Origin of the sequence: Paraburkholderia phenazinium (assembly GCF_900142845.1) — a bacterium.
GTDB classification, from domain to species: Bacteria; Pseudomonadota; Gammaproteobacteria; order Burkholderiales; family Burkholderiaceae; genus Paraburkholderia; species Paraburkholderia phenazinium_A.
On the sequence record NZ_FSRU01000001.1, the window covers coordinates 2,465,635 to 2,487,045 of the forward strand.

The following is a 21,411-nucleotide window of genomic DNA, read 5'->3' on the forward strand; positions in this document are numbered from 1 at the left end:
TGATTCGAGCGTATTCCCTGAGCCCCTGCGACAAGTGTGCAAAACCCGACATGAGCTTTGCCCAAACCGACAAAGCGGTTCGCAAGGCATTTTTCATTGATTGAACGATCAATAAAAAACCGCTAGAGTGAGGTCTTTCGACGCCAGAGCCTGAGAGACATGCCCAAAGTCGGAATGCGCGAAGTGCGTCGCGCGCAATTGATCGACGCCACCCTTTTAAGCATCGACGAAGCGGGACTGGCGGGCACCACGCTGGCCTCGGTAGCGCAGCGTGCCAGGATTTCAACCGGCATCGTCAGCCACTACTTCGGCGACAAGGACGGCCTGCTCGAAGCCACCATGCGGCATATCCTGCGCGATCTGTGGGCGGCCACCACGCGCCGGCGCGTTGCAGCGAAAGCGCAGCCGCGCGCGCGTTTGCGCGCCATCGTGGCAGGCAATTTCGACGTCAGCCAGTTAAGCGGCCCGGTGATGAAAACGTGGCTCGCATTCTGGACGCAGAGCATGCATGAGCCGCAGTTACGGCGCCTGCAACGCGTCAATACGCGCAGGCTGTTTTCCAACCTGTGCGCGGAATTTGCCAAAACCTTGCCGCGCGCCCAGGCACGGCGCGCGGCCAGCGGCCTGGCCGCGATGATCGACGGGCTGTGGTTGCGCGGCGCGCTCTCCGGCGATCCGTTCGACACCAAAGCGGCCCTGCGGCTCGCGAACGACTACATCGACATGCTGCTTGCGCCCGAGGCGTGACCTCTCACGCCTGAAGTGCCTGAAGTAAAGCCACGCACTGTCTCACGCCTTCAAGGAGAAACCTGATGCCCTCGTTTGGCCTGCAACGTCTCTACATCGGCGGCGAGTATGTCGACGCCACCAGCGGCGTCACCTTCGACACCTTCGATCCCGCCACCGGCGAAAAACTCGCCACCGTGCAGCAGGCGAGCGCCGCGGATGTCGAGCGTGCCGTGCAATCCGCGCAGGAAGGCCAGCGCGCATGGGCCGCGCTGACCGCGATGCAACGCTCGCGCATCCTGCGCCGCGCAGTAGACCTGCTGCGCGAGCGCAACGACGAACTCGCCGAGCTTGAAATGCTCGATACCGGCAAGCCGGTCGCCGAAACGCGCGCCGTGGATATCGTCACGGGCGCGGACGTCATCGAGTATTACGCGGGGCTCGCCACCGCCATCGAAGGCCAGCAGATTCCGCTGCGCGCCGAGTCGTTCGTGTATACGCGTCGCGAGCCGCTGGGCGTCACAGCCGGCATCGGCGCCTGGAACTATCCGATCCAGATTGCCTGCTGGAAGTCCGCCCCTGCACTCGCAGCCGGCAACGCCATGATCTTCAAGCCGAGCGAAATCACGCCGCTGTCCGCCGCGAAGCTGGCCGAAATCTATCTGGAAGCCGGCGTGCCGCCTGGCGTATTCAACGTCGTGCAGGGCGACGGCAAAGTGGGCGCCTTGCTTGCCGGGCACGAAGGCATCGCCAAGATCTCGTTCACGGGCGGCGTCGAAACGGGCAAGAAAGTGATGTCGCTCGCGGGCGCTTCGTCCTTGAAGGAAGTGACGATGGAACTCGGCGGCAAGTCGCCGCTGATCGTATTCGACGACGCCGACCTCGACCGCGCCGCGGATATCGCCGTCACCGCGAATTTCTTTAGCGCCGGCCAGGTCTGCACGAACGGCACGCGTGTGTTCGTCCATCAAGCGGTGCAGCAGGCCTTCGAAGCGAAGGTGCTCGAACGGGTGAAGCGCATCCGCGTGGGCAAGCCGTCCGATCCCGCCACCAACTTCGGGCCGCTCGCGAGCGCGCTGCAACTCGACAAGGTACTGGGCTACATCGAAAGCGGCAAGCGCGAAGGCGCGCGTCTGGTAGCGGGCGGCGCGCGTTTGCTCGAAGGCGACTATGCCCGCGGCCAGTATGTGCAGCCCACGGTCTTCGCGGATTGCCACGACGAGATGAAGATCGTGCGCGAAGAAATCTTCGGCCCGGTGATGAGCCTTTTGACCTTTGCCACTGAGGACGAGGTGATCGCCCGCGCCAATCATACGATCTACGGCCTCGCGGCCGGTGTCGTCACCGAAAATCTCTCGCGGGCGCACCGCGTCATTCACCGCCTCGAAGCCGGCATCTGCTGGATCAACACATGGGGCGAATCGCCGGCGGAAATGCCGGTGGGCGGCTACAAGCAGTCGGGCGTGGGCCGCGAGAACGGCATCACGACGCTCGAACACTACACGCGCATCAAGTCCATCCAGGTCGAACTGGGCAAGTACCAGCCGGTGTTTTGAGGAGGCGCAGCATGGCAGCGAAAGAGTACGACTACATCGTGATCGGCGCGGGCTCGGCGGGCAATGTACTGGCTACGCGCCTGACCGAAGACCCGGACGTCACGGTGCTGCTGCTCGAAGCAGGCGGCCCCGACTACCGTTTCGACTTCCGCACGCAGATGCCCGCCGCGCTCGCCTATCCGTTGCAAGGACGGCGCTACAACTGGGCCTACGAAACCGAACCCGAACCGCACATGAACAACCGCCGCATGGAATGCGGGCGCGGCAAAGGTCTCGGCGGCTCGTCGCTGATCAACGGCATGTGTTACATCCGCGGTAACGCACTCGATTACGACGGCTGGGCCGAACGCAAAGGCCTCGACAACTGGAGTTACCTCGACTGCCTGCCGTACTTCAGGAAGGCGGAAACGCGCGACGTCGGCCCGAACGCGTATCACGGCGGCGACGGCCCGGTTCACGTGACCACCAGCAAGCCCGGCGCGAATCCGCTGTTCGGCGCGATGGTGGAAGCGGGCGTGCAGGCCGGCTATCCGCGCACCGACGATCTGAACGGCTATCAACAGGAAGGCTTCGGCCCGATGGATCGCACGGTGACCGCGCATGGCCGGCGCGCCAGCACGGCGCGCGGCTATCTGGACCAGGCGCGCCGGCGGCCGAACCTGACCATCGTCACGCACGCTACTACCGATCGCATCCTGTTCATGGGCAAGCGCGCCAACGGTGTCGCTTATCTGCATGGCGGCACGAGCGTCGCTGCCTACGCGCGCCGCGAAGTGCTGCTGTGCGGCGGCGCGATCGCCTCGCCGCAAATCCTGCAGCGCTCGGGCGTGGGCCCCGCTGCGTGGCTGCGCGAACTGGACATTCCGCTGATACTCGATCTGCCTGGCGTAGGCCAGAATCTGCAGGACCACCTCGAGATGTACATGCAGTACGAGTGCAAGGAACCCGTCTCGCTCTACCCTGCCTTGCTGCTGCACAACCAGCCGGCCATCGGGCTCGAATGGATGCTCAGGGGCACCGGTATCGGCGCGAGCAACCACTTCGAAGCGGGCGGCTTTATCCGCACGCGCGACGACGATCCGTGGCCGAACATCCAATATCACTTCCTGCCGGTGGCGATCAACTACAACGGCACCAATGCGATCAAGATGCACGGCTTCCAGGCGCACGTCGGTTCGATGCGCTCGCCCAGCCGGGGACGCGTCAAGCTGCGCTCGCGCGATCCGCATGAGCATCCGTCGATTCTCTTCAACTACATGGCTGAAGCGCTGGACTGGCGCGAGTTCCGCGACGCCATCCGCATAACTCGCGAGATCATCCGCCAGCCGGCACTCGACCGTTTCCGCGGCCGCGAACTGAGCCCCGGCGCGGAACTGCAAAGCGACGCGGAGATCGACGCCTTCGTGCGGGCCCGCGCCGAAACGGCGTATCACCCGTCGTGTTCGTGCGCGATGGGTTACGACGAGATGGCCGTGGTCGACAACGAAGGCCGCGTGCATGGCCTGGAAGGTTTGCGCGTGGTGGACGCGTCGATCATGCCGCGCATCACCACCGGCAACCTGAACGCGCCGACCATCATGCTCGCCGAAAAGATCGCCGACCGCATTCGCGGCCGCACTGCACTGGCACGGGTCGATACGCCCTACTTCGTGGCCGCCGGTGCACCGGCACGCGGCACGTCTGCACGTTCGACGAGCCTCATGCAGGAAAATGCCGTGCACGTGGAGTGAGCGGCAGGGCGCGCCATGTCCGGGCGGCGCAACATGGCGCGCCCGTTCCATCCGAATGCCGATTTCGTTCTATGTCGGCCTTTAATGGTCAAGTCTACTGAAAGGAACCAGACCTCGAATCCAAACGGGTCGTAAGGTCTTCGAACCATCCATTCAGAGGATGCCATGCCGAGCGCCGCTTCGCCCAGCGTTTTGTCTCCCGCCCGTCCCAGTGCCGCAGCGCGTCTCGAACGCCTGCCGTTTTCCGGCTATCACCGGACCATTTTCATCATCATTGCCGCAGCGTTTTTCTTCGATTCGATCGACCTAGGCACAATGACCTTCGTGCTCGGTTCGATCAAGACCGAATTCAAACTCTCCAGCGCGATGGCCGGACTGGTTGCGAGCGCAAGCTTCTTCGGCATGGTGCTGGGCGCCGCGGTTGCGGGATTGCTCGCCGACCGTTTCGGACGCCGTCCGGTGTTCCAGTGGAGCATGGTGCTGTGGGGGATCGCGTCGTATCTGTGTTCGACCGCGCATTCCGTCGATGCGCTGATTTTCTACCGCGTGCTGCTAGGCATCGGCATGGGGATGGAGTTTCCGATTGCGCAGACCCTGCTCTCCGAGTTTGTGCCCGCTGCCTCGCGTGGCAGGCTGGTTGCGTTGATGGATGGCTTCTGGCCGCTCGGCTTCATCACGGCCGGCATCGTCTCGTACTTCGTGTTGCCGCAATTCGGTTGGCGCACGGTGTTTGCACTGCTCGCGATTCCGGCGGTGTTTGTGCTGATCGTACGCCGCGTAGTGCCCGAGTCGCCTCGCTGGCTCGAACATCACGGCAAGCTGGATGAGGCGGACGCCGTTCTTGCCGGCATCGAAGCGAAAGTGATGAAGGCCAACGGTCTCACGTGGCTGCCCGCACCGTCGATGCTCGCCGAGCCTGCGCCCGCCTCGAAGCAGGGTGCGTTCCGCGAGATCTGGAGCGCGGCGTACCGTCAGCGCACCATCATGGTGTGGCTGCTGTGGTTCTTCGCTTTGCTCGGCTTCTACGGCCTCACCTCGTGGCTCGGTGCGCTGATGCAGCAAGCCGGCTTCGCCGTGACGAAGTCCGTGCTCTATACGATGCTGATCTCGCTTGGCGGCGTACCGGGTTTTCTGTGCGCGGCGTGGCTGGTCGAACGCTGGGGACGCAAGCCGACCTGCATCGTTTCGCTTGTCGGCGGCGGGATCATGGCGTTCCTCTACGGACAGACCGCACTGCATGCGGATAGCGTCAGCCTGCTGATCTGTGCGGGGCTGTTGATGCAGTTCTTCCTGTTTGGCATGTGGGCCGTGCTCTACACCTACACGCCCGAGCTGTACGGCACGGGCGCACGCGCAACCGGTTCGGGCTTCGCCTCGGCGATTGGCCGGGTCGGTTCGTTGATCGGGCCGTATGCGGTGGGTGTGGTGCTGCCGGTGTTCGGCCAGGGCGGCGTCTTTACGCTGGGCGCCCTGTCGTTTGCCGTGGCCGCGCTCGCGGTCTGGGTGATGGGCATCGAAACGAAGGGCCTCGCCCTCGAATCGCTCGCCTCGCTTGACGCTGCGGAAAATGCGCCGGCGTATGGCGTCGCGGTCGACTAGGCGCATCGAATCGTTGCGGCTGCAACGGTCGATCCGCTGACCGCCGCAGCAGCACCGCAAAAAATAAAGCCCGCCTGGCACAGACCTGATGATCGATCGACGATCAGGCGGCACAGGCGAGCTTCGCAATGAGGTACCGGCCAACACCTGCGACCGGTTGCGTCCGTTTCTAGCGCGGCCCGGGGATGAACTGCGGCGCCGACCGCCGCGTGACCCAGCTAACTACGAATACGCTCACATTTTATCGGCGAATGTGGTGAATCCTTCATGAGTGATTTCCCGATGTTGACGGCACTACACGTCCAGCGACCCTGCTTCGACCGCAGTGCAGCATAGCGTCCACGTTGCATCTCTGCCCGCGTCATCGTGGGCACGCGCCCCCTCCTGAGCCCCCTCCTCGTCCCTCCATTGCGGCCTTTGGCCGATGCCGTCGCGCCCGAAAGGTAAAATACGGGATGAGGCCCACTGGGCCATGCCCAACCTGGGCCGCCAAGCCAACCGATGACGCGTGTCGCGCATCGACGTCCGCAACCCGATAACCCGCGGCGACCCCGGCTCGAGCCGGCATCGCCCGAGGACAGCTCGTCCTTTAACAGAGCCCTCAGGAGCCACTTTATGACCGACTCGAACGTGTCTTTCCTCGGCCGGATTTCGCTAGCCGTCGGAACGTTCTTCAGCATTCTGGGCGACGGCGAGTTCGCCGCCCGCGTACAGCGCCTGCGCAGCGGCGCGCCCGTCACGCAGGCCCCGGTTGCTGCACCCGCACCCACGCCCGCTCCGCAACCCGCAGCGCCGGCGCTGAAGCAGGCCAGCCCGGATGCCGCGCTCCAACTGCTCGGCCTGCTGCAGCGCGATGCGCGCTTTATCGACTTCGTCGAAGAAGACGTGGCCGGCTACTCGGACGCCGACATCGGCGCCGCCGCCCGTGTCGTGCACGGCGGCTGCCGCACCGTGCTGCGCGAGCACTTCACGATTCGCCCAGTGCGCGAGGAAGCCGAAGGCAGCCGCGTGACGCTGCCCGAAGGCTTCGATGCCACCGCCGTCCGTCTGACCGGCAACGTCGTCGGCAAGGCGCCGTTTACCGGCAGCCTCAGCCATCGCGGCTGGCGTGTCGACGACGTGCGGCTGCCGAAGCTGGCCGCGAGCCACGACGCGTCCGTGATCGCAGCGGCCGAGGTGGAGCTATGAGCGAGCCGCGTTACTCGATCGGGATCGATCTGGGCACGACCCATTGCGCCCTCTCGTATGTCGACTTCGCCGGCAGCGACGGCGAAAAGACCACCCAGGACGTGCTGCCCATCACGCAACTCACGGCACCGGCCACGATCGACGATCTGCCCTTGCTGCCGTCGTTCCTCTATCTGCCGCATGCGAGCGAACTCGCGCCCTTCGACCTCGGTCTGCCGTGGACCGGCGCGCGTGACTTCGCAGTCGGCGAAATGGCGCGCAGCCGCGGCGCGGGCACGCCGATCCGCCTCGTGTCGAGCGCCAAGAGCTGGCTGTGCCACCCGGGCGTCGATCGCCGCGCCGCGATTCTGCCGAACGACGCGCCGCCCGAAGTGAGCCGCGTGTCGCCGCTCGAGACGTCGATTCGCTACCTCACGCATCTGCGCGAAGCCTGGGATCATGGGCATCCCGATGCGCCGTTCAGCGAGCAGGAAATTACCGTCACGATTCCTGCGTCGTTCGATCCCGCTGCCCGCGAGCTGACCGCCGAAGCAGCCCAGGCCGCCGGCTACGCAGGCATGACGCTGCTCGAAGAGCCGCAGGCCGCGCTGTATAGCTGGATCCAGAAGAGCGGCGGCCAATGGCGCAAGCAGGTGCGCGTGGGCGACATCATCCTCGTGGTGGATGTCGGCGGCGGCACGACTGACCTGTCGTTGATCGCGGTGATCGAACGCGAGGGCAACCTCGAACTGCATCGCGTTGCCGTGGGCGAGCACATCCTGCTCGGCGGCGACAACATGGACCTGGCGCTGGCCCACGTGGTGGCGCGCAAGCTGGCCGCCCAGGGCACGCAACCCGATCCGTGGCAACTGCGTGCGCTGACCTACGCCTGCCGCGCGGCCAAGGAGACGCTCCTCACCGACGCCGCCACCGACACCGTGCCGCTCGTCGTGCCGAGCCGCGGTGCCAAGCTGATCGGCGGCTCGATCCGCACCGAACTGACCCGCGCCGAACTCACGCAGACGATTCTCGAAGGCTTCTTTCCGCAAGTGGACAGCACCGCGCGGCCGGTGAGCCGCGCTCGCGCAGGCTTGACGCAATTGGGCTTGCCGTATGCGCAGGATGCCGCCGTCACGCGTCATCTGGCAGCGTTCCTCGGCCGTCAGGTCGCGGCACTGGCCGAACTCTCCGGTCTGCCAAACGCTCAACCGGAAGGCGCCAGCTTCCTGCATCCCACCGCCGTGCTGTTCAACGGCGGCGTGTTCAAGTCGCCGCTGCTGGTGGAGCGCATTCTGCAGACGCTCAACGGCTGGCTTGCGGCAGAAGGCGCGGCGCCCGCGCGTCTGCTGGAAGGCGCGGACCTCGACCTCGCGGTCGCACGCGGCGCGGCCTACTACGGCTACGTGAAGCGCGGCCAGGGTGTGCGGATTCGCGGCGGCATTGCGCGGGCGTTCTATATCGCGGTCGAATCCGCCATGCCCGCTGTGCCCGGTCTCGAACCGCCCATCCAGGCGCTGTGCGTGGCGCCGTTCGGCATGGAAGAAGGAACCGATGCAGAGCTGCCCGCGCAGGAGTTTGGTCTCGTGGTGGGCGAGCCGGTGCACTTCCGCTTCTTCGGTTCGTCGGTGCGTCGTCAGGACCAGGTCGGCACGCTGCTCGACTACTGGTCGCCGGAAGAACTGCAGGAACTCGACGAGATCGAGGCCACCTTGCCGACCGAAGGCCGCAGCCCCGGCGAGATCGTCGCGGTCAAGCTGCATGCGCGCGTGACCGAAGCCGGCACGCTCGAACTGGAAGCCATCCCGCGCGGCACCGGCGAGCGCTGGAAAGTCGAGTTCGACGTCCGCGGCAACGCCCACGCCTGACCGAGATGAAGCAGTACATCGTCGGGATCGATCTGGGCACGAGCAATACGGTCGTCGCGTATGGAGAGGCGGGCTCCGAGGACATCCGCGTCTTCGAGATCGATCAGCTCGTCAGTCCCGGCGAGGTCGCCGCGCGGCCCTTGCTGCCGTCCGTGCGGTATCACGCGGCGCAAGGGGAATTGAGCGCGGGGGATGTGCAACTGCCGTGGTCGGGTGCGCAGGTGGGTGCGGGCGAGGCGCCTGACCCGAATGTTGAGCAGCCCGTAGTAATCGGCCGGCTCGCACGCAGCCTTGGCGCACAGGTGCCGGGCCGGCTCGTCGCCAGCGCGAAAAGCTGGCTTTCGCATGCCTCAGTGGATCGCACCGCGCCGATTCTCCCCTGGGGTGCCGGCGACGACGTGCACAAAGTCTCCCCCGTCACCGCCAGCGCCAGCTATCTGGCCCATGTGCGCGCGGCGTGGAACCAGCGCTTTCCGCACGCGCCGCTTGAACAGCAGGATGTCGTGCTCACCGTGCCCGCCTCGTTCGACGACGGCGCCCGCGCACTGACGCTCGAAGCGGCACGCATCGCGCAGTTACCGAAGCTGCGGCTGCTGGAAGAGCCGCAAGCGGCCTTCTACGACTGGCTGTTCCGGCATCGCGGCTCGCTCGGCGCCGAACTTGCCGACACGCGGCTCGTGCTGATCTGCGACGTGGGCGGCGGCACCACCGACTTCACCCTGATCAAGGTGCAGATGCAGGACGGTCAGCCGCAACTGACGCGCGTCGGTGTGGGCAACCACCTGATGCTCGGCGGCGACAACATGGACCTCGCGCTGGCGCATCTGGCCGAGAGCCGTCTCTCGACGCCGCAATCGCGGCTATCGGCGGCGAGCCTCTCGCAACTCGTCGAACGCTGCCGTGGCGCCAAGGAGCAACTGCTCGGCGCCGAAGCACCGCAATCCGCGTCGATTACGCTGCTGGGTTCGGGGTCGAAGCTGATCGGCGGAGCGCGCACGGCGGAAATCACGCGCGAGGAAGTCGAACAGATCATCGTCGACGGCTTTTTCCCGAGCGTTACCGCGGATGCGCGGCCGGGACGTCCGCGTGGCGCAATCGTGGAATTCGGTTTGCCCTATGCTAGCGATCCGGCCATTACCCGCCACGTCGCCGCGTTTCTGGGCCGGCTCGCGGCGCAATCGCGCGAAGCCCTGGACACAACAGGGTCTGCCGACGACGACGCGTTACCCGTGCCCGACACGCTGCTGCTCAACGGCGGCGTGTTCCGTGCGCCGGCGCTCACCAGGCGCCTCGCCGGCACGCTAGGCGCGTGGCGCGGCGCGCCACTGCATGTCCTGCACAACGACAACCCCGACGTCGCGGTCGCGCGCGGCGCGGTGGCCTATGCGCTGGCGCGTGCGGGTCAGGCGCCGCGAATCGGCGGCGGTTCGCCGCGCAGCTACTTCCTCGTGCTCGATGAAGACGGTGAGGCGCTACGCGGTGTCTGCGTCCTGCCGCACGGCACCGAGGAAGGTCGAGAGATTCATCTGGCGGACCGCACGTTCGCTTTACGGCTGGGGCATCCGGTCCAGTTTCATCTGGTTTCCTCAGTATCTGACGCGAAATGGCAAGCGGGCGAAATCGCCGAGCTTGCGCTGGGCGAGTTCGTGCGCCTGCCGCCGATCGCCACGGTCGTGCCGCCGCGCGAGGCCGGCCAGTCCGGTGAAACGCCGGTCCAGCTCGTCGCCTCGCTGACCGAAGTGGGCACGCTCGACGTGCACTGTATCGACGCCGGCGACGCCGCGCAGCGCTGGCTGCTCGAATTCCAGTTGCGCCGCGGCGAGGCCAAGGTCACGGTCTCCGGCGCAGCGCCTCATCCTGCCCTGCCCCGCGCGCTCGAACTGATCGACCGCACGTTCGGCTCGCGGTCGCAGAAGGTCGACCCCAAAGAGGTCAAGCGTACGCGTGCGGAACTGGAGCAGATCCTCGGTCCTCGCGCGAACTGGAATAGCGCCCTGCTGCGCGAACTGTTCAACGCCCTATGGGAGCGCGCCAAACGGCGGCGCCGTTCGGCGGACCATGAGCGGCTCTGGCTGAACCTGGCCGGCTATTGCCTGCGTCCCGGCTTCGGCTACCCGCTCGACGAATGGCGAGTCGAACAACTCTGGTCGCTGTTCGACGACGGCATTCAGTACATCAACGACAGCCAGGTCTGGTCGGAATGGTGGACGCTATGGCGGCGCGCAGCGGGCGGCCTCGGCGAACGCGAGCAGCTCGAAGTGCTCGACGCCGTGGCGTTCATGCAGGCCGCCGGCACGGCACGCGCGAAGCTGCCGTTCGACCCCGCGAAGTCCGGCTATGCCGATATGCTGCGCCTCGAAGCGTCGCTCGAACGGGTGCCTGCCGAGCGCAAGATCGAACTCGGCGAGCGGCTTATCGAGCGGCTCAGGAAGCCGTCTGAAAACCACCAGGGATGGTGGGCCGTGGGCCGCATCGGCGCGCGCCGGCCGTTCTACGGCAGCGCGCACAGCGTCGTGCCGCCGGAGGTCGCGGTGAAATGGCTCGACGCCGTGCTGGCGCTCGACTGGAAGAAGGTCGAACCGGCCGCGTTTGCCGCCGTGCAGATTGCGCGCATGAGCGGCGACCGCTCGCGCGACCTCGCCGACGAGGTGCGGGCGAGCGTCGTCAAGCGGCTTGAAACCGTACACGCACCGGCGCAGTGGATCACGATGGTGCGCGAGACCGTCGAACTCGACGAGGCCGATGAGGGACGGGTATTCGGCGAATCGCTGCCGCCGGGGCTCAAGCTGATCGACTGATGGGCGGGCGCAGGGCGCGCCCGCTGCCGCGGCTCCATTACACATCCGTCCGCGCCGCGCATTCACTCACCCGCTTGCTCAGGCGTGCAATCCGCTTGCCGTATCAAGCTGAAAAAACGCCACCGCCTGATTCAACTGGTGCCCCTGCCCCTCCAGCGACTTCGAAGCCGCGGCTGCCTGCTCGACCAGCGCCGCGTTCTGCTGGGTCACGGAGTCCATCTGCGTAATCGCCTGGTTGACCTGTTCGATACCACGGCTCTGTTCGAACGAGGCCGCGGCAATCTCGCCCATGATGTCCGTAACGCGCGCCACCGCCTGGGTGACTTCCGACATCGTCTTGCCCGCTTCGCTCGCGCGCGCCGACCCGTCCTGAATCTTTTTCACCGACTCGGCGATCAGGTCCTTGATCTCCTTCGCCGCACTCGACGAGCGTTGCGCGAGACTGCGCACTTCGCTTGCGACCACTGCGAAGCCGCGTCCCTGTTCGCCGGCGCGAGCGGCTTCGACTGCCGCATTGAGCGCGAGGATGTTGGTCTGAAAAGCGATGCCCTCGATGATGCTGGTGATGTCCGCAATCTTCGTCGAGCTGGCGCTGATTTCGCCCATCGTCTCCACCACCTGGCTCACGACATGGTTGCCCTTCAACGCCACTTCCGACGCGTTCGCCGACAGCACGCTCGCCTGTTGCGAATTCTCCGCGTTCTGCTTGACCGTGGAGGTCAGCTCTTCCATGCTCGACGCGGTCTCCTGCAGCGACGACGCCTGCTGCTCGGTACGGGCGGACAGGTCGACATTGCCGGAAGCGATCTGGCTCGACCCGGTGGCAATGCTGTCGGCCGCGACCCGCACGCGCCCGATCAGTTCGACCAGACTGGCCTGCATGCGCCCCATCGACGCCAGCACGCTGTCGGCCGGCGCTTGCACCGCGCCGCTGACCACGCGCAGATCGCCCGCAGCGACACGCTGTGCCAGGCTGCCGAGCTCACCCGGTTCGGCGCCGAGCGAGCGCAACAGTCCGCGAGCAATCAGGAATCCTGCCAATACGGCCAGGGCAACGGCGCCCAGACAGGTTCCGATCAGGATCAGGCGCTGCGACGCATACTGGTCGGCGGATGCCTGCAACAGCAGATCGGCACGGGTTCGCGTGTAGGTTTGATACGCGTCAGTGGCCTTGATCAACGCCGCAAGCAGCGGCCGGCAATCGTTATCGATCTTCGCGACCGCTTCGTCGCGTTTGTTCGCTACCGCGAGCGCCACGATCGCCTGTGCCACCGGCGTGTAATCGGCCTCAATGCGATTGATCTCGTTCACCAGATCGCGGCCCTGCTGGGTGACGTCGGCATCCGTCGCCATCATCTGGTTGAGCTTTGCGAGCCTCGTCTGCACATCCTGCTGGGCCTGTGCTTCGGCATCCTTTTCAATCGCGAAGTCTTCCGGTTTCGTGACAAGCGCCATATTGCGCGCCGCAATCGCGCGCCGGTCGACGGCCGTTCTCACTTCCTGCGCGGTAATAGCCCGCGTATCGATACCGGTGACGAAGCCGGAGAATCGCTCATGGGCATCGCTCAACGCGCTCAACGATATGCCCGACACCACCATCACCACCACCGTCAGCATCCCAAAAGCGCCGTACAGCTTCGCTTTTACTGACATACCTTTAACGTCCATACCTCACCGCTCCCATCGAACGAATCGAGAAAATTATTTTGGATTGTTTTTGCTTTGTTGGTTTTCTCTCAGATTCCGACGGCCGGGTCGGCTGTGACGTGGCACGTCATCTCTCCGAGTTAACGGCAGACCGGCGGCATTCATTAATTTCGCAAAGGTTTGCGGGAAATTATTTATTTGTTGGCGGCGTGTTTTTCTTTTATCTCATTCACGCTGATATTTAACATTTATTATTGGCGCTAGCCGCAAGCGCTGACGCGCGCGGATTCGAGCGGGGTCGGGCGGCGCCCCGCTCTTCGATACGACAATCCGCCGCCGCCCCGCTCAGATCGGCGTCAACACCGGCTCGCCCGCAAAATGGCGCGTCGCGTTGGCGATGAAGTTCTGCACCGAGGCCGTGATGGCCTCCGGCGACCTGCCGCCCACGTGCGGCGTCACCACGAGGTTGCGCAATTCGAGCAAGGACGCGGGCAGATGCGGTTCGCCCTCGTACACGTCGAGCCCGGCCCCGGCAATCGTCCCCGCTCTGAGCGCGGCGGCGAGCGCCTCCGTATCGACGACGCTGCCACGCGACACATTCACGACGAAGCCGTCCGGCCCCAGCGCATCGAGCACGGCCTTGTCGACCAGATGCTTGGTGCCGGGGCCGCCCGGCGTCGCAATCAGCAGGAAATCGCACCATTGCGCGAGCGCCGTGACGCTCTCGAAGTAGCGCATGGACTCGCCTTCGCGCGGCTTGCGGTTGTGATAACCCAGTTCCATGTCGAAGCCCGCGCCACGTCTGGCCATCTTCTGACCGATATTGCCGAGACCGAGAATGCCCAGACGCTTGCCCGACACGTTCGGCCGCATCGGCAGCGTGTCGCGCCAGGCGCCCTCACGGGTCGCCTGATCGAGTTGCGGGACGTCGCGCACCACCGCCAGCAGCAGCGCGAAAGCATGATCGGCGACGCAGTTGTCATTGGTCCCCGCGCCGTTGACCAGCACGATGTTGCGGGCCCGGGCGTGGTCGAGCGGCAGGTTTTCATAACCGGCGCCTAGCGCGCTGATCAATTCGAGTTTCGGCAACCGGTCGACTTCGGCGGGCGTCAGGCCGGTCGTGCCGTTGGTCAGCACGGCGCGAACCGTGGCGCCGTGCGCGGCGACCGCTTCGGCGCGCGAGTCCGGATCGGGGGCATAGATAACGTCATAAGCGGCCGCGACACTGGCGCGGCTTGCATCGTTCAGGTGAATCAGAACCAGCAGGGTAGGTTTCATGGACTCGACGCGTTGATTGGCGGGACACTGCAACGCCGGAAAGTGTAACAAGGGCTCGGCGAGCATGCTGGCGGCCGCTCCGCCCCCTGCGAGGCACGTTATTGCCCCCTTCTGCCTCGCCCGACCCAACTCGTCTTAAAATAGCGGCACTATCGACTTCGGACTCGTCATGCTGGATACCCCAAGTGCAGGAGAGAGGCCGCGCGATGAAGCGACGGCCAGCGACGACTCGGAGATGTTCGAGCTCGCCCCCGTTTCGCTCTGGCTCGAAGACTTCAGCGGCGTGCGCACGCTGTTCGACGCCTGGCGCGCCGAGGGCGTGACCGACCTGCGCGCGCATTTCGGCGCGCATCCCGAGCGGGTCGCGCAATGCGCGCACAGCATCCGCGTCATCAAGGTCAACCGCAAGACCCTGGACCTGTTCGAAGCGGACAGTCTCGACACGCTGACCGCCAATCTCGGCGCGGTGTTTCGCGACGACATGCTGAAGACTCACCTCGAAGAGCTGTGCCAGTTATGGGCAGGTCAGCAGAGTTTCATGAGCCAGACCGTCAATTACACGCTCGGCGGCCGGCGGGTGGATGTACTGCTCAAGGGCGCCGTGCTGCCCGGACACGAAGGGTGCTGGGACCGCGTGCTGGTCTCGCTGGAAGATGTGAGCGAACTGGAAGGCGCGCGCCATCGCTTCATGCACGCCGAGCAATACGCGCGCGGCCTCTTTGAAGATTCGCCGGTGTCGCTGTGGGTCGAGGATTTCAGCGCGGTCAAACGGCTGCTCAATGAGGCGCGGGCCGCCGGCATCTCCGATTTCCGCGTGTTCACGGACGTGCACCCGGAGTTCGTCGAACGCTGCATGCAGGAAATTCACGTGCTGGACGTCAACCGGCACACGCTCGCCATGTTTGCGGCGCCGGACAAGCCGACCTTGCTGGCCCGTCTGCCGCAGGTGTTCCGCGACGACATGCGGCCGCATTTCCGCGAGCAGCTTGTCGATCTGTGGGACGGCAAGCTGTTCCAGCAACGCGAAGTCCTCAACTACTCGCTGGACGGCAGCGAGGTGCATGTGCATCTGCAATTCTCGGTGCTGCCGGGGCACGAGCAGGATTGGGACCTCGTGCTGGTGGCGCTCACCGACATCACCGCGCGCAAGAAAGCCGAGGCCTATCTGGAGTTTCTCGGCAAGCACGACGTGCTGACCAAGCTGCGCAACCGCTCGTTCTATGTTGACGAGTTGAACCGGCTCGAACGCAAGGGGCCGTTCCCGGTGACCGTGATCATGGCCGACCTGAACGGCCTGAAGCGGATCAACGACCAGCTCGGCCACGCGGCCGGCGATGCGCTATTGCGGCGCGCCGGCGAGGTGCTGGCGAAAGCGATGGAGACGCCCTATCAGGCGGCACGCATCGGCGGCGACGAATTCGCGGTGCTGATGCCCAGCACCGATGAGCACGGCGGCGCGGCGATGATCGACACGATCCGGCAACTGGTCGAGCTGAACAATCAGTTCTACCCCGGTTCGCTGCTGAGCTTTTCGATGGGCGCAGCAACCTGTCAGCACGGCGAACGGCTCGAAACCGTGGTACAGCGGGCGGATTTGCTGATGTATGAAGAGAAGCGCGCACACTACGCGAACCCGAGAGCCAGTGAATCGAATGACGAATGAGGCAGCGCCTGCCCCGGCTTGAAACCGTGCAACCCTTCACGCAAGGAGATTTGCCATGTACAACGCCGTTCTGCCGTCTGTATCACGCCGCCAGTTGCTGTTCGCAGGCGCCGCATCGTTGACTCTGACGGGTCTCGCACCTGGAGAAACCCAGGCCGCCGCGCCGGCGGACGCCGACGCACCCAACGCGATCACCCCGTCCGAGGCGCTCGCGCGTCTCATGGACGGCAACGCGCGCTACGCCGCCAATACACCCTCCAACAAGGACTACTCGGCTGGCCGCGCGAGCCGGGTCGCCGCGCAATATCCGATTGCGGCGATCGTCGGTTGCGCGGACTCACGCGTCGCCCCGGAATTGGCCTTCGATCAGGGGCCAGGCGATATTTTTGTGGTGCGGGTGGCCGGAAACTTCGTCAATGAGGACGGGCTCGCCAGTCTCGAGTACGGGGTGAAATTCTTGCAGGTGCCGCTTATCATGGTGCTCGGCCATACCCATTGCGGCGCGGTGAGCGCAACCGTCGACACGATTCAGAAAGGCATCGCGCTGCCGGGCCACCTTCCCGATCTGGTGCGTTCGCTCAAACCGGCCGTGGCGATCGCCCAATTGCACGGCCACGCCGATCTGAAAGCCCGCGCGACCGTCGAGAACGTGCGGCTCGGCGCCAACCGCTTGAGCGTGTCGAAACCCATCATCGGCCGCTACGTCAGTGAGGGTAAAGTGAAGGTGGTCGGCGCAATCTACGATCTCGCCACCGGCAAAGTCAGCCTGTTGTGAGCGCAACGAATTAGAATCGGCCGGTCTATGAATGGGACCGGCTACTCGCAGTGAAATAATAAGTAATCCATAGCGTTAGCGTCATCCAGGCATCCGGCGCACCGGCTGTTGCGTTGCACAAAAGTTGACTCCTGGGCCCTTACGGACTAACCCGAATGCAAGAAAGTATCGGTTTGCGGTCGTATTTTCAGTGGTGAGATGTCTGCAACAGGGCTAATTTTCGGTCATGGCGAGGCGCACGGCGATGCAAGCGACCCGCCCGAAAATATCGGCTCAGGAGGAAGACAGATGCACACCACGCGGGGTGCCACGGCGCGTCAGGAAGCCCGTAGCGCCAACATCGTTCAACCGGATCTGGAACTGGTCGCCGTCGCGAGCGACGAGTCGTTCAAGGTCTGGTCGCACGGGTACCCCTATCGCACGGTGCGCTGGCACTTCCATCCCGAGTACGAAATTCATCTGATCACCGCGACGACTGGTAAATACTTCGTCGGCGATTACATCGGCAACTTCGCGCCCGGCAATCTCGTGATGGCCGGATCGAATCTGCCGCACAACTGGGTGAGCCATGTGCCGCAGGGCGGCCAGGTGGATGAACGCGGCCTGGTGCTGCAGTTCGATGCCGGGTTCGTCGAGCGCGCCACCCGCGCCTTCCCCGAACTCAAGCGCGTGGAAGGCTTGCTCGATGCCTCGCGCTGGGGTGTGCTGTTCGCCCAGAAAACCGGTCTGACCGCCGAGCCGATCATGCGCGAGATGATGGGCGCGCAAGGCATACGCCGCATCACCCTGTTCATTACCCTGCTCGACCTGCTCCTGCAAAGCGTCGAACCGGTGAAGCTGGCGAGCGCCGCTTATCGTGCGGAGCCGGCCCGCTATGCCGGGACGCGGATCGATCACGTGCTGGCGTATATCGGCAAGAACCTCTCGCAGGAGTTGCGCGAAACGGAGTTGGCCGAACTGTCGGGACAGAGCGTGAGCGCCTTCTCGCGCTACTTCCGACGCCATACCGGGGTGCCCTTCGTCCAGTACGTCAACCGGCTGCGCATTAATCTGGCCTGCCAATTATTGATGGCGGGCGAACTGAGCGTGACCGATATCTGCTATCAGGTCGGCTTCAACAACCTCTCGAATTTCAACCGCCAGTTCCTGTTGCTGAAGGCGATGTCGCCTTCGCGCTGGCGCGCCTGGCAACAGCTTAACGCCGCCAGCGCAAGCGAATCGCCCGACGCCGCACACGCCTCGCAAGCGTTCGGCTAGCGCCTGCTTTACCGAAGCCGCAAAGCGAAGCTCACCCGCAGTTCAACCACGGCACCCCATACGCCGGGGTTTTTCTAATAAACGGAGACACTCGATGACCAGACTATCGAAACACCTGATCGGCGCCAGCGCGCTGACCCTGAGCCTGATGGGCAGCACGGCGGCCTTTGCGGCGCCGAGCGGCACCGTCGCCTTCCTGATGCCCGACGAGGGCTCGACGCGCTACGAGCAGCACGACTTCCCCGGCTTCAAGGCCGAAATGGGCAAGCTCTGCCCGGACTGCAAGGTGCTCTATCAGAACGCCAACGGCGACGTCTCGCAGCAACAGCAGCAGTTCAACTCGGTGATCGCGCAAGGCGCCAAGGTGATCGTGCTCGATCCGGTGGACTCGACGGCCGCCGCGTCGCTGGTGCATATGGCGCAGGGTCAGGGTATCAAGGTGATCGCCTATGACCGGCCGGTGCCTTCGACGCCGGCCAATTACTACGTGTCGTTCGATAACGAGGACATCGGCAAATCCATCGCGCAGTCGCTGGTCCAGCACCTCAAGGAGATGGGCGTGCCGACCGGCAAGGGCGGACTGCTCGAAGTCAACGGCTCGCCCGTCGATGCGGCCGCGGGGCTGATCAAGAAGGGCAGCCACGAAGGCATCGAGGGTAGCGGTTACAAAACGCTGGCCGAGTACGATACGCCGGACTGGGCGCCGCCGAAGGCCCAGCAGTGGGTCAGCGGACAGATCACCCGCTTCGGCTCGCAGATTGTCGGCGTGGTGGCCGCCAACGACGGCACCGGCGGCGGCGCGGTCGCGGCCTTCAAGGCAGCCGGCGTCAATCCGGTGCCGCCCGTGACGGGCAACGACGCGACGCTCGCCGGGCTGCAGTTGATCATCTCGGGCGACCAGTACAACACGATCCTGAAGCCGAGCGAGATCGTCGCCGCAGCAGCGGCGAAGGTGGCCGTCGGCTTCCTGTCCGGCCAGACCCCGAAGGGCCAGACGACGCTCTTCAACACGCCGTCGCAACTCTTCAAGCCGGCCGTCATCACGTCGAAGAACATCAAGGCGGAGGTGGTCGACAAGGGCTTCGCGAGCGCCAAGGACCTGTGCACCGACCGCTATGCGGATGGCTGCAAGAAACTTGGCATCACGAACTGATCCGTTGGGGTGCCGAACGGGATCCGGCGCGTGCCGGGTCCCTCTTCCGATCAATGAGGTATCCGTCCATGACTGACAACTCCCATACACGGTCCGGGCCAGGCGAACTGGTGCTGAGCCTGCGCGGCGTCTCGAAGCACTTCGGAGCGGTCTCTGCCCTGACGGACATCGAGCTCGACGTGCATGCCGGCGAAGTGGTCGCCCTGGTGGGCGACAACGGCGCCGGGAAGTCCACGCTGGTGAAAGTGCTCGCCGGCGTCCATCAACCCACCACCGGCACGATCACCTTCGGCGGCAAGGAGGTCACGCTGCCCAACCCGGCCGCGGCGCTCGATCTCGGCATCGCCACCGTGTTCCAGGATCTCGCGCTATGCGAAAACCTCGACGTCGTCGCCAACATCTATCTCGGCCGCGAGCTGAATCCGCTGCGCCTCGATGAAGTCGCGATGGAGGTCAAGGCCTGGACGCTGCTGAACGAACTCTCGGCGCGCATTCCCAGCGTGCGCGACGTGGTCGCCTCGCTCTCGGGCGGCCAGCGTCAGACGGTGGCGATTGCCCGCTCGCTGCTGCTGGACCCGAAGCTGATCATGCTCGACGAGCCGACCGCCGCGCTCGGCGTGGCGCAGACGGCCGAGGTGCTGAACCTGATCGAGCGGGTGCGCGACCGCGGCCACGCGGTCATCATGATCAGCCACAACATGGAGGACGTTCGCGCCGTGGCGGACCGGATCGTGGTGCTGCGTCTCGGCCGCAACAACGGCGTGTTCTATCCCGACTCGTCGAATCAGGAGCTGGTGGCCGCGATCACCGGCGCCACCGAGAACGCTGTCTCGCGTCGCGCCGGCCGACGTCAGGCCGAACAGGGCGCACCGAGCGCCTGAACCAAGGAACCATCATGAGCAACAAAATGCAAGGCGCCCCGCAGCCTGAGACGCACGGGACGGCAACGCCGTCCACGCTGCTCGACCGCAGCGACGTGCGCGTCAAGCACGCGGCCGGAGTCGGCGGCACCGTGTCGGCCTTCGTCGAGCGGGTGCGCTCGGGCGATCTGGGCTCGCTGCCGGTCATTGCGGGACTCGTCATCATCTGGACCGTGTTCACCGCGCTGAACCCGGTGTTCCTCTCCGCCGACAATATGGTGAACCTGCTGTTCGACTGCTCGACGGTCGGCGTGATCTCGCTCGGCATTGTCTGCGTGCTGATGGTGGGCCAGATCGACCTGTCGGTGGGTTCGATGAGCGGCTTCGCTTCGGCCCTCCTCGGCACGCTCTGGGTCAATCACGGCTGGCCGGTGCTGCTCGCCATCGTCGCGGCCGTCGTGGTCGGCGCGGTGGTCGGCGCCGTGTATGCGCTGCTGCTCAACCGCTTAGGCATGCCAAGCTTCGTCGCGACGCTGGCCGGATTGCTCGCTATCCTCGGGATGCAGCTCTACGTGCTGGGCTCGAGCGGTTCGATCAACCTGCCCTACGACTCGGCAATGGTCAACCTCGGGCAGCTCATCATCATCCCCGCGGTCGTGTCGTACCTGCTTGCGCTGGTGCCGGGCGCCGCGCTGCTCCTGCTTGGACTGCGCACCCGCGAGCGCCGCCATGCGTCCAATCTCTCCGCGCCCTCGGTAGGCAGCCTGCTGGTGCGCAGTCTCGCCATCACCGTGCTGCTGGAGATCGTGGTGGTCTACCTCAACCAGGGACGCGGCGTGCCGCTGATGTTCGGCATTTTCCTCGGCCTTGCCATCGCCATGGACTATGCGCTGAAGAGGACGCGCTGGGGCCGCTCGATGCATGCGGTGGGCGGCAATCACGAAGCCGCGCGGCGCTCCGGCATCAATGTCGGCGCCATCTATATGAGTGCCTTTGTGCTGTGCGCGAGTTTCGCCGCGCTCGGCGGCGTGCTGACGGCGGCACGGCTCGCCTCGGCCAGTCAACAGGCCGGCACCGGCGACGTCAACCTGAACGCCATCGCCGCGGCGGTGATTGGCGGCACGAGTCTGTTCGGCGGGCGCGGCAGTGCATTTTCCGCAGTGCTGGGCATTATCGTGATCCAGTCGATTGCCAGCGGTCTCACGCTGCTGAACCTGTCGTCGTCGCTGCGCTTCATGATCACCGGCGCGGTGCTGGCGATCGCGGTGATCGTCGACTCGCTCGCCCGGCAGTCCCGCGTCTCGCATGGCCGCGCCTAATTGCATCAATTCGCAACC

15 protein-coding genes are annotated in these 21,411 nt (G+C 65.1%); 13 read left to right on the forward strand and 2 right to left on the reverse strand.

Annotated elements, in window-relative coordinates:
* The first annotated feature begins 159 nt into the window (after positions 1–159).
* From betI to BUS12_RS10755, 7 genes are all read left to right on the forward strand, one after another.
* A complete protein-coding gene (gene betI, locus BUS12_RS10725; RefSeq protein WP_074295675.1) occupies positions 160–747 on the forward strand; it encodes a transcriptional regulator BetI in 588 nt (195 codons plus the stop codon).
* 65 nt (positions 748–812) lie between these two features.
* On the forward strand, positions 813–2,282 hold the full coding sequence (gene betB / locus BUS12_RS10730; RefSeq protein WP_074295676.1) for a betaine-aldehyde dehydrogenase: 1,470 nt from the start codon (positions 813–815) through the stop codon (positions 2,280–2,282).
* Between the two features lie 11 nt (positions 2,283–2,293).
* Positions 2,294–4,012, forward strand: coding sequence for a choline dehydrogenase (gene betA / locus BUS12_RS10735; RefSeq protein ID WP_074295677.1), 1,719 nt, complete (start codon positions 2,294–2,296; stop codon positions 4,010–4,012).
* Between the two features lie 165 nt (positions 4,013–4,177).
* Positions 4,178–5,611, forward strand: a complete 1,434-nt coding sequence (locus BUS12_RS10740) for an MFS transporter (protein WP_074295678.1) — start codon at positions 4,178–4,180, stop codon at positions 5,609–5,611.
* Positions 5,612–6,226: 615 nt separating this feature from the next.
* Complete coding sequence (locus BUS12_RS10745; RefSeq protein ID WP_074295679.1) at positions 6,227–6,799, forward strand: DUF2760 domain-containing protein; 573 nt, start codon at positions 6,227–6,229, stop codon at positions 6,797–6,799.
* Complete coding sequence (locus BUS12_RS10750) at positions 6,796–8,643, forward strand: Hsp70 family protein (RefSeq protein ID WP_074295680.1); 1,848 nt, start codon at positions 6,796–6,798, stop codon at positions 8,641–8,643. The genes BUS12_RS10745 and BUS12_RS10750 overlap by 4 nt, the downstream gene beginning before the upstream one ends.
* Positions 8,644–8,648: 5 nt before the next feature.
* The gene (locus BUS12_RS10755; RefSeq protein ID WP_074295681.1) at positions 8,649–11,441 is read left to right on the forward strand and encodes an Hsp70 family protein; all 2,793 of its coding nucleotides are present in this window, start codon (positions 8,649–8,651) and stop codon (positions 11,439–11,441) included.
* Positions 11,442–11,519: 78 nt separating this feature from the next.
* On the opposite strand, the gene BUS12_RS10760 is transcribed toward BUS12_RS10755, so the two are convergent.
* Together BUS12_RS10760 and BUS12_RS10765 are read right to left on the reverse strand one after the other, a co-directional pair.
* The gene (locus BUS12_RS10760; protein ID WP_074295682.1) at positions 11,520–13,109 is read right to left on the reverse strand and encodes a methyl-accepting chemotaxis protein; all 1,590 of its coding nucleotides are present in this window, start codon (positions 13,107–13,109) and stop codon (positions 11,520–11,522) included.
* A 324-nt stretch (positions 13,110–13,433) separates the two neighbouring features.
* Entirely contained in the window at positions 13,434–14,366 is a 933-nt protein-coding gene (locus tag BUS12_RS10765; RefSeq protein ID WP_074297352.1) for a 2-hydroxyacid dehydrogenase, read from the reverse strand.
* A 169-nt stretch (positions 14,367–14,535) separates the two neighbouring features.
* Here BUS12_RS10765 and BUS12_RS10770 point away from each other — a divergent pair, with 169 nt between their 5' ends.
* The 6 genes from BUS12_RS10770 to BUS12_RS10795 all read left to right on the forward strand — a co-directional run bounded on the left by BUS12_RS10770 (position 14,536) and on the right by BUS12_RS10795 (position 21,393).
* A complete protein-coding gene (locus tag BUS12_RS10770; protein WP_074295683.1) occupies positions 14,536–16,029 on the forward strand; it encodes a sensor domain-containing diguanylate cyclase in 1,494 nt (497 codons plus the stop codon).
* Positions 16,030–16,084: 55 nt separating this feature from the next.
* Entirely contained in the window at positions 16,085–16,804 is a 720-nt protein-coding gene (locus BUS12_RS10775; protein WP_074295684.1) for a carbonic anhydrase, read from the forward strand.
* A 288-nt stretch (positions 16,805–17,092) separates the two neighbouring features.
* Positions 17,093–18,061, forward strand: coding sequence for an AraC family transcriptional regulator (locus tag BUS12_RS10780; RefSeq protein ID WP_074295685.1), 969 nt, complete (start codon positions 17,093–17,095; stop codon positions 18,059–18,061).
* Positions 18,062–18,155: 94 nt separating this feature from the next.
* Positions 18,156–19,214 carry an ABC transporter substrate-binding protein gene (locus BUS12_RS10785; protein ID WP_074295686.1) on the forward strand — a complete coding sequence of 353 codons (1,059 nt, stop codon included), beginning with the start codon at positions 18,156–18,158 and terminating at the stop codon, positions 19,212–19,214.
* Between the two features lie 68 nt (positions 19,215–19,282).
* Entirely contained in the window at positions 19,283–20,095 is an 813-nt protein-coding gene (locus BUS12_RS10790; RefSeq protein ID WP_074295687.1) for an ATP-binding cassette domain-containing protein, read from the forward strand.
* 14 nt (positions 20,096–20,109) lie between these two features.
* Positions 20,110–21,393, forward strand: coding sequence for a sugar ABC transporter permease (locus BUS12_RS10795; protein WP_083640338.1), 1,284 nt, complete (start codon positions 20,110–20,112; stop codon positions 21,391–21,393).
* The last annotated feature ends 18 nt before the right edge of the window (positions 21,394–21,411 follow it).

What these genes read in the sequence shown, in the direction of transcription:
- BUS12_RS10790 (WP_074295687.1), top strand. Translation starts at nt 19,283, where the DNA reads ATGACTGACAACTCCCATACACGGTCCGGGCCAGGCGAACTGGTGCTG.
- BUS12_RS10775 (WP_074295684.1), top strand. Translation starts at nt 16,085, where the DNA reads ATGTACAACGCCGTTCTGCCGTCTGTATCACGCCGCCAGTTGCTGTTC.
- betA (WP_074295677.1), top strand. Translation starts at nt 2,294, where the DNA reads ATGGCAGCGAAAGAGTACGACTACATCGTGATCGGCGCGGGCTCGGCG.
- BUS12_RS10750 (WP_074295680.1), top strand. Translation starts at nt 6,796, where the DNA reads ATGAGCGAGCCGCGTTACTCGATCGGGATCGATCTGGGCACGACCCAT.
- BUS12_RS10780 (WP_074295685.1), top strand. Translation starts at nt 17,093, where the DNA reads ATGCACACCACGCGGGGTGCCACGGCGCGTCAGGAAGCCCGTAGCGCC.
- BUS12_RS10770 (WP_074295683.1), top strand. Translation starts at nt 14,536, where the DNA reads ATGCTGGATACCCCAAGTGCAGGAGAGAGGCCGCGCGATGAAGCGACG.
- BUS12_RS10745 (WP_074295679.1), top strand. Translation starts at nt 6,227, where the DNA reads ATGACCGACTCGAACGTGTCTTTCCTCGGCCGGATTTCGCTAGCCGTC.
- BUS12_RS10740 (WP_074295678.1), top strand. Translation starts at nt 4,178, where the DNA reads ATGCCGAGCGCCGCTTCGCCCAGCGTTTTGTCTCCCGCCCGTCCCAGT.
- BUS12_RS10795 (WP_083640338.1), top strand. Translation starts at nt 20,110, where the DNA reads ATGAGCAACAAAATGCAAGGCGCCCCGCAGCCTGAGACGCACGGGACG.
- BUS12_RS10755 (WP_074295681.1), top strand. Translation starts at nt 8,649, where the DNA reads ATGAAGCAGTACATCGTCGGGATCGATCTGGGCACGAGCAATACGGTC.
- BUS12_RS10785 (WP_074295686.1), top strand. Translation starts at nt 18,156, where the DNA reads ATGACCAGACTATCGAAACACCTGATCGGCGCCAGCGCGCTGACCCTG.
- betB (WP_074295676.1), top strand. Translation starts at nt 813, where the DNA reads ATGCCCTCGTTTGGCCTGCAACGTCTCTACATCGGCGGCGAGTATGTC.
- BUS12_RS10765 (WP_074297352.1), bottom strand. Translation starts at nt 14,366, where the DNA reads ATGAAACCTACCCTGCTGGTTCTGATTCACCTGAACGATGCAAGCCGC.
- BUS12_RS10760 (WP_074295682.1), bottom strand. Translation starts at nt 13,109, where the DNA reads ATGGACGTTAAAGGTATGTCAGTAAAAGCGAAGCTGTACGGCGCTTTT.
- betI (WP_074295675.1), top strand. Translation starts at nt 160, where the DNA reads ATGCCCAAAGTCGGAATGCGCGAAGTGCGTCGCGCGCAATTGATCGAC.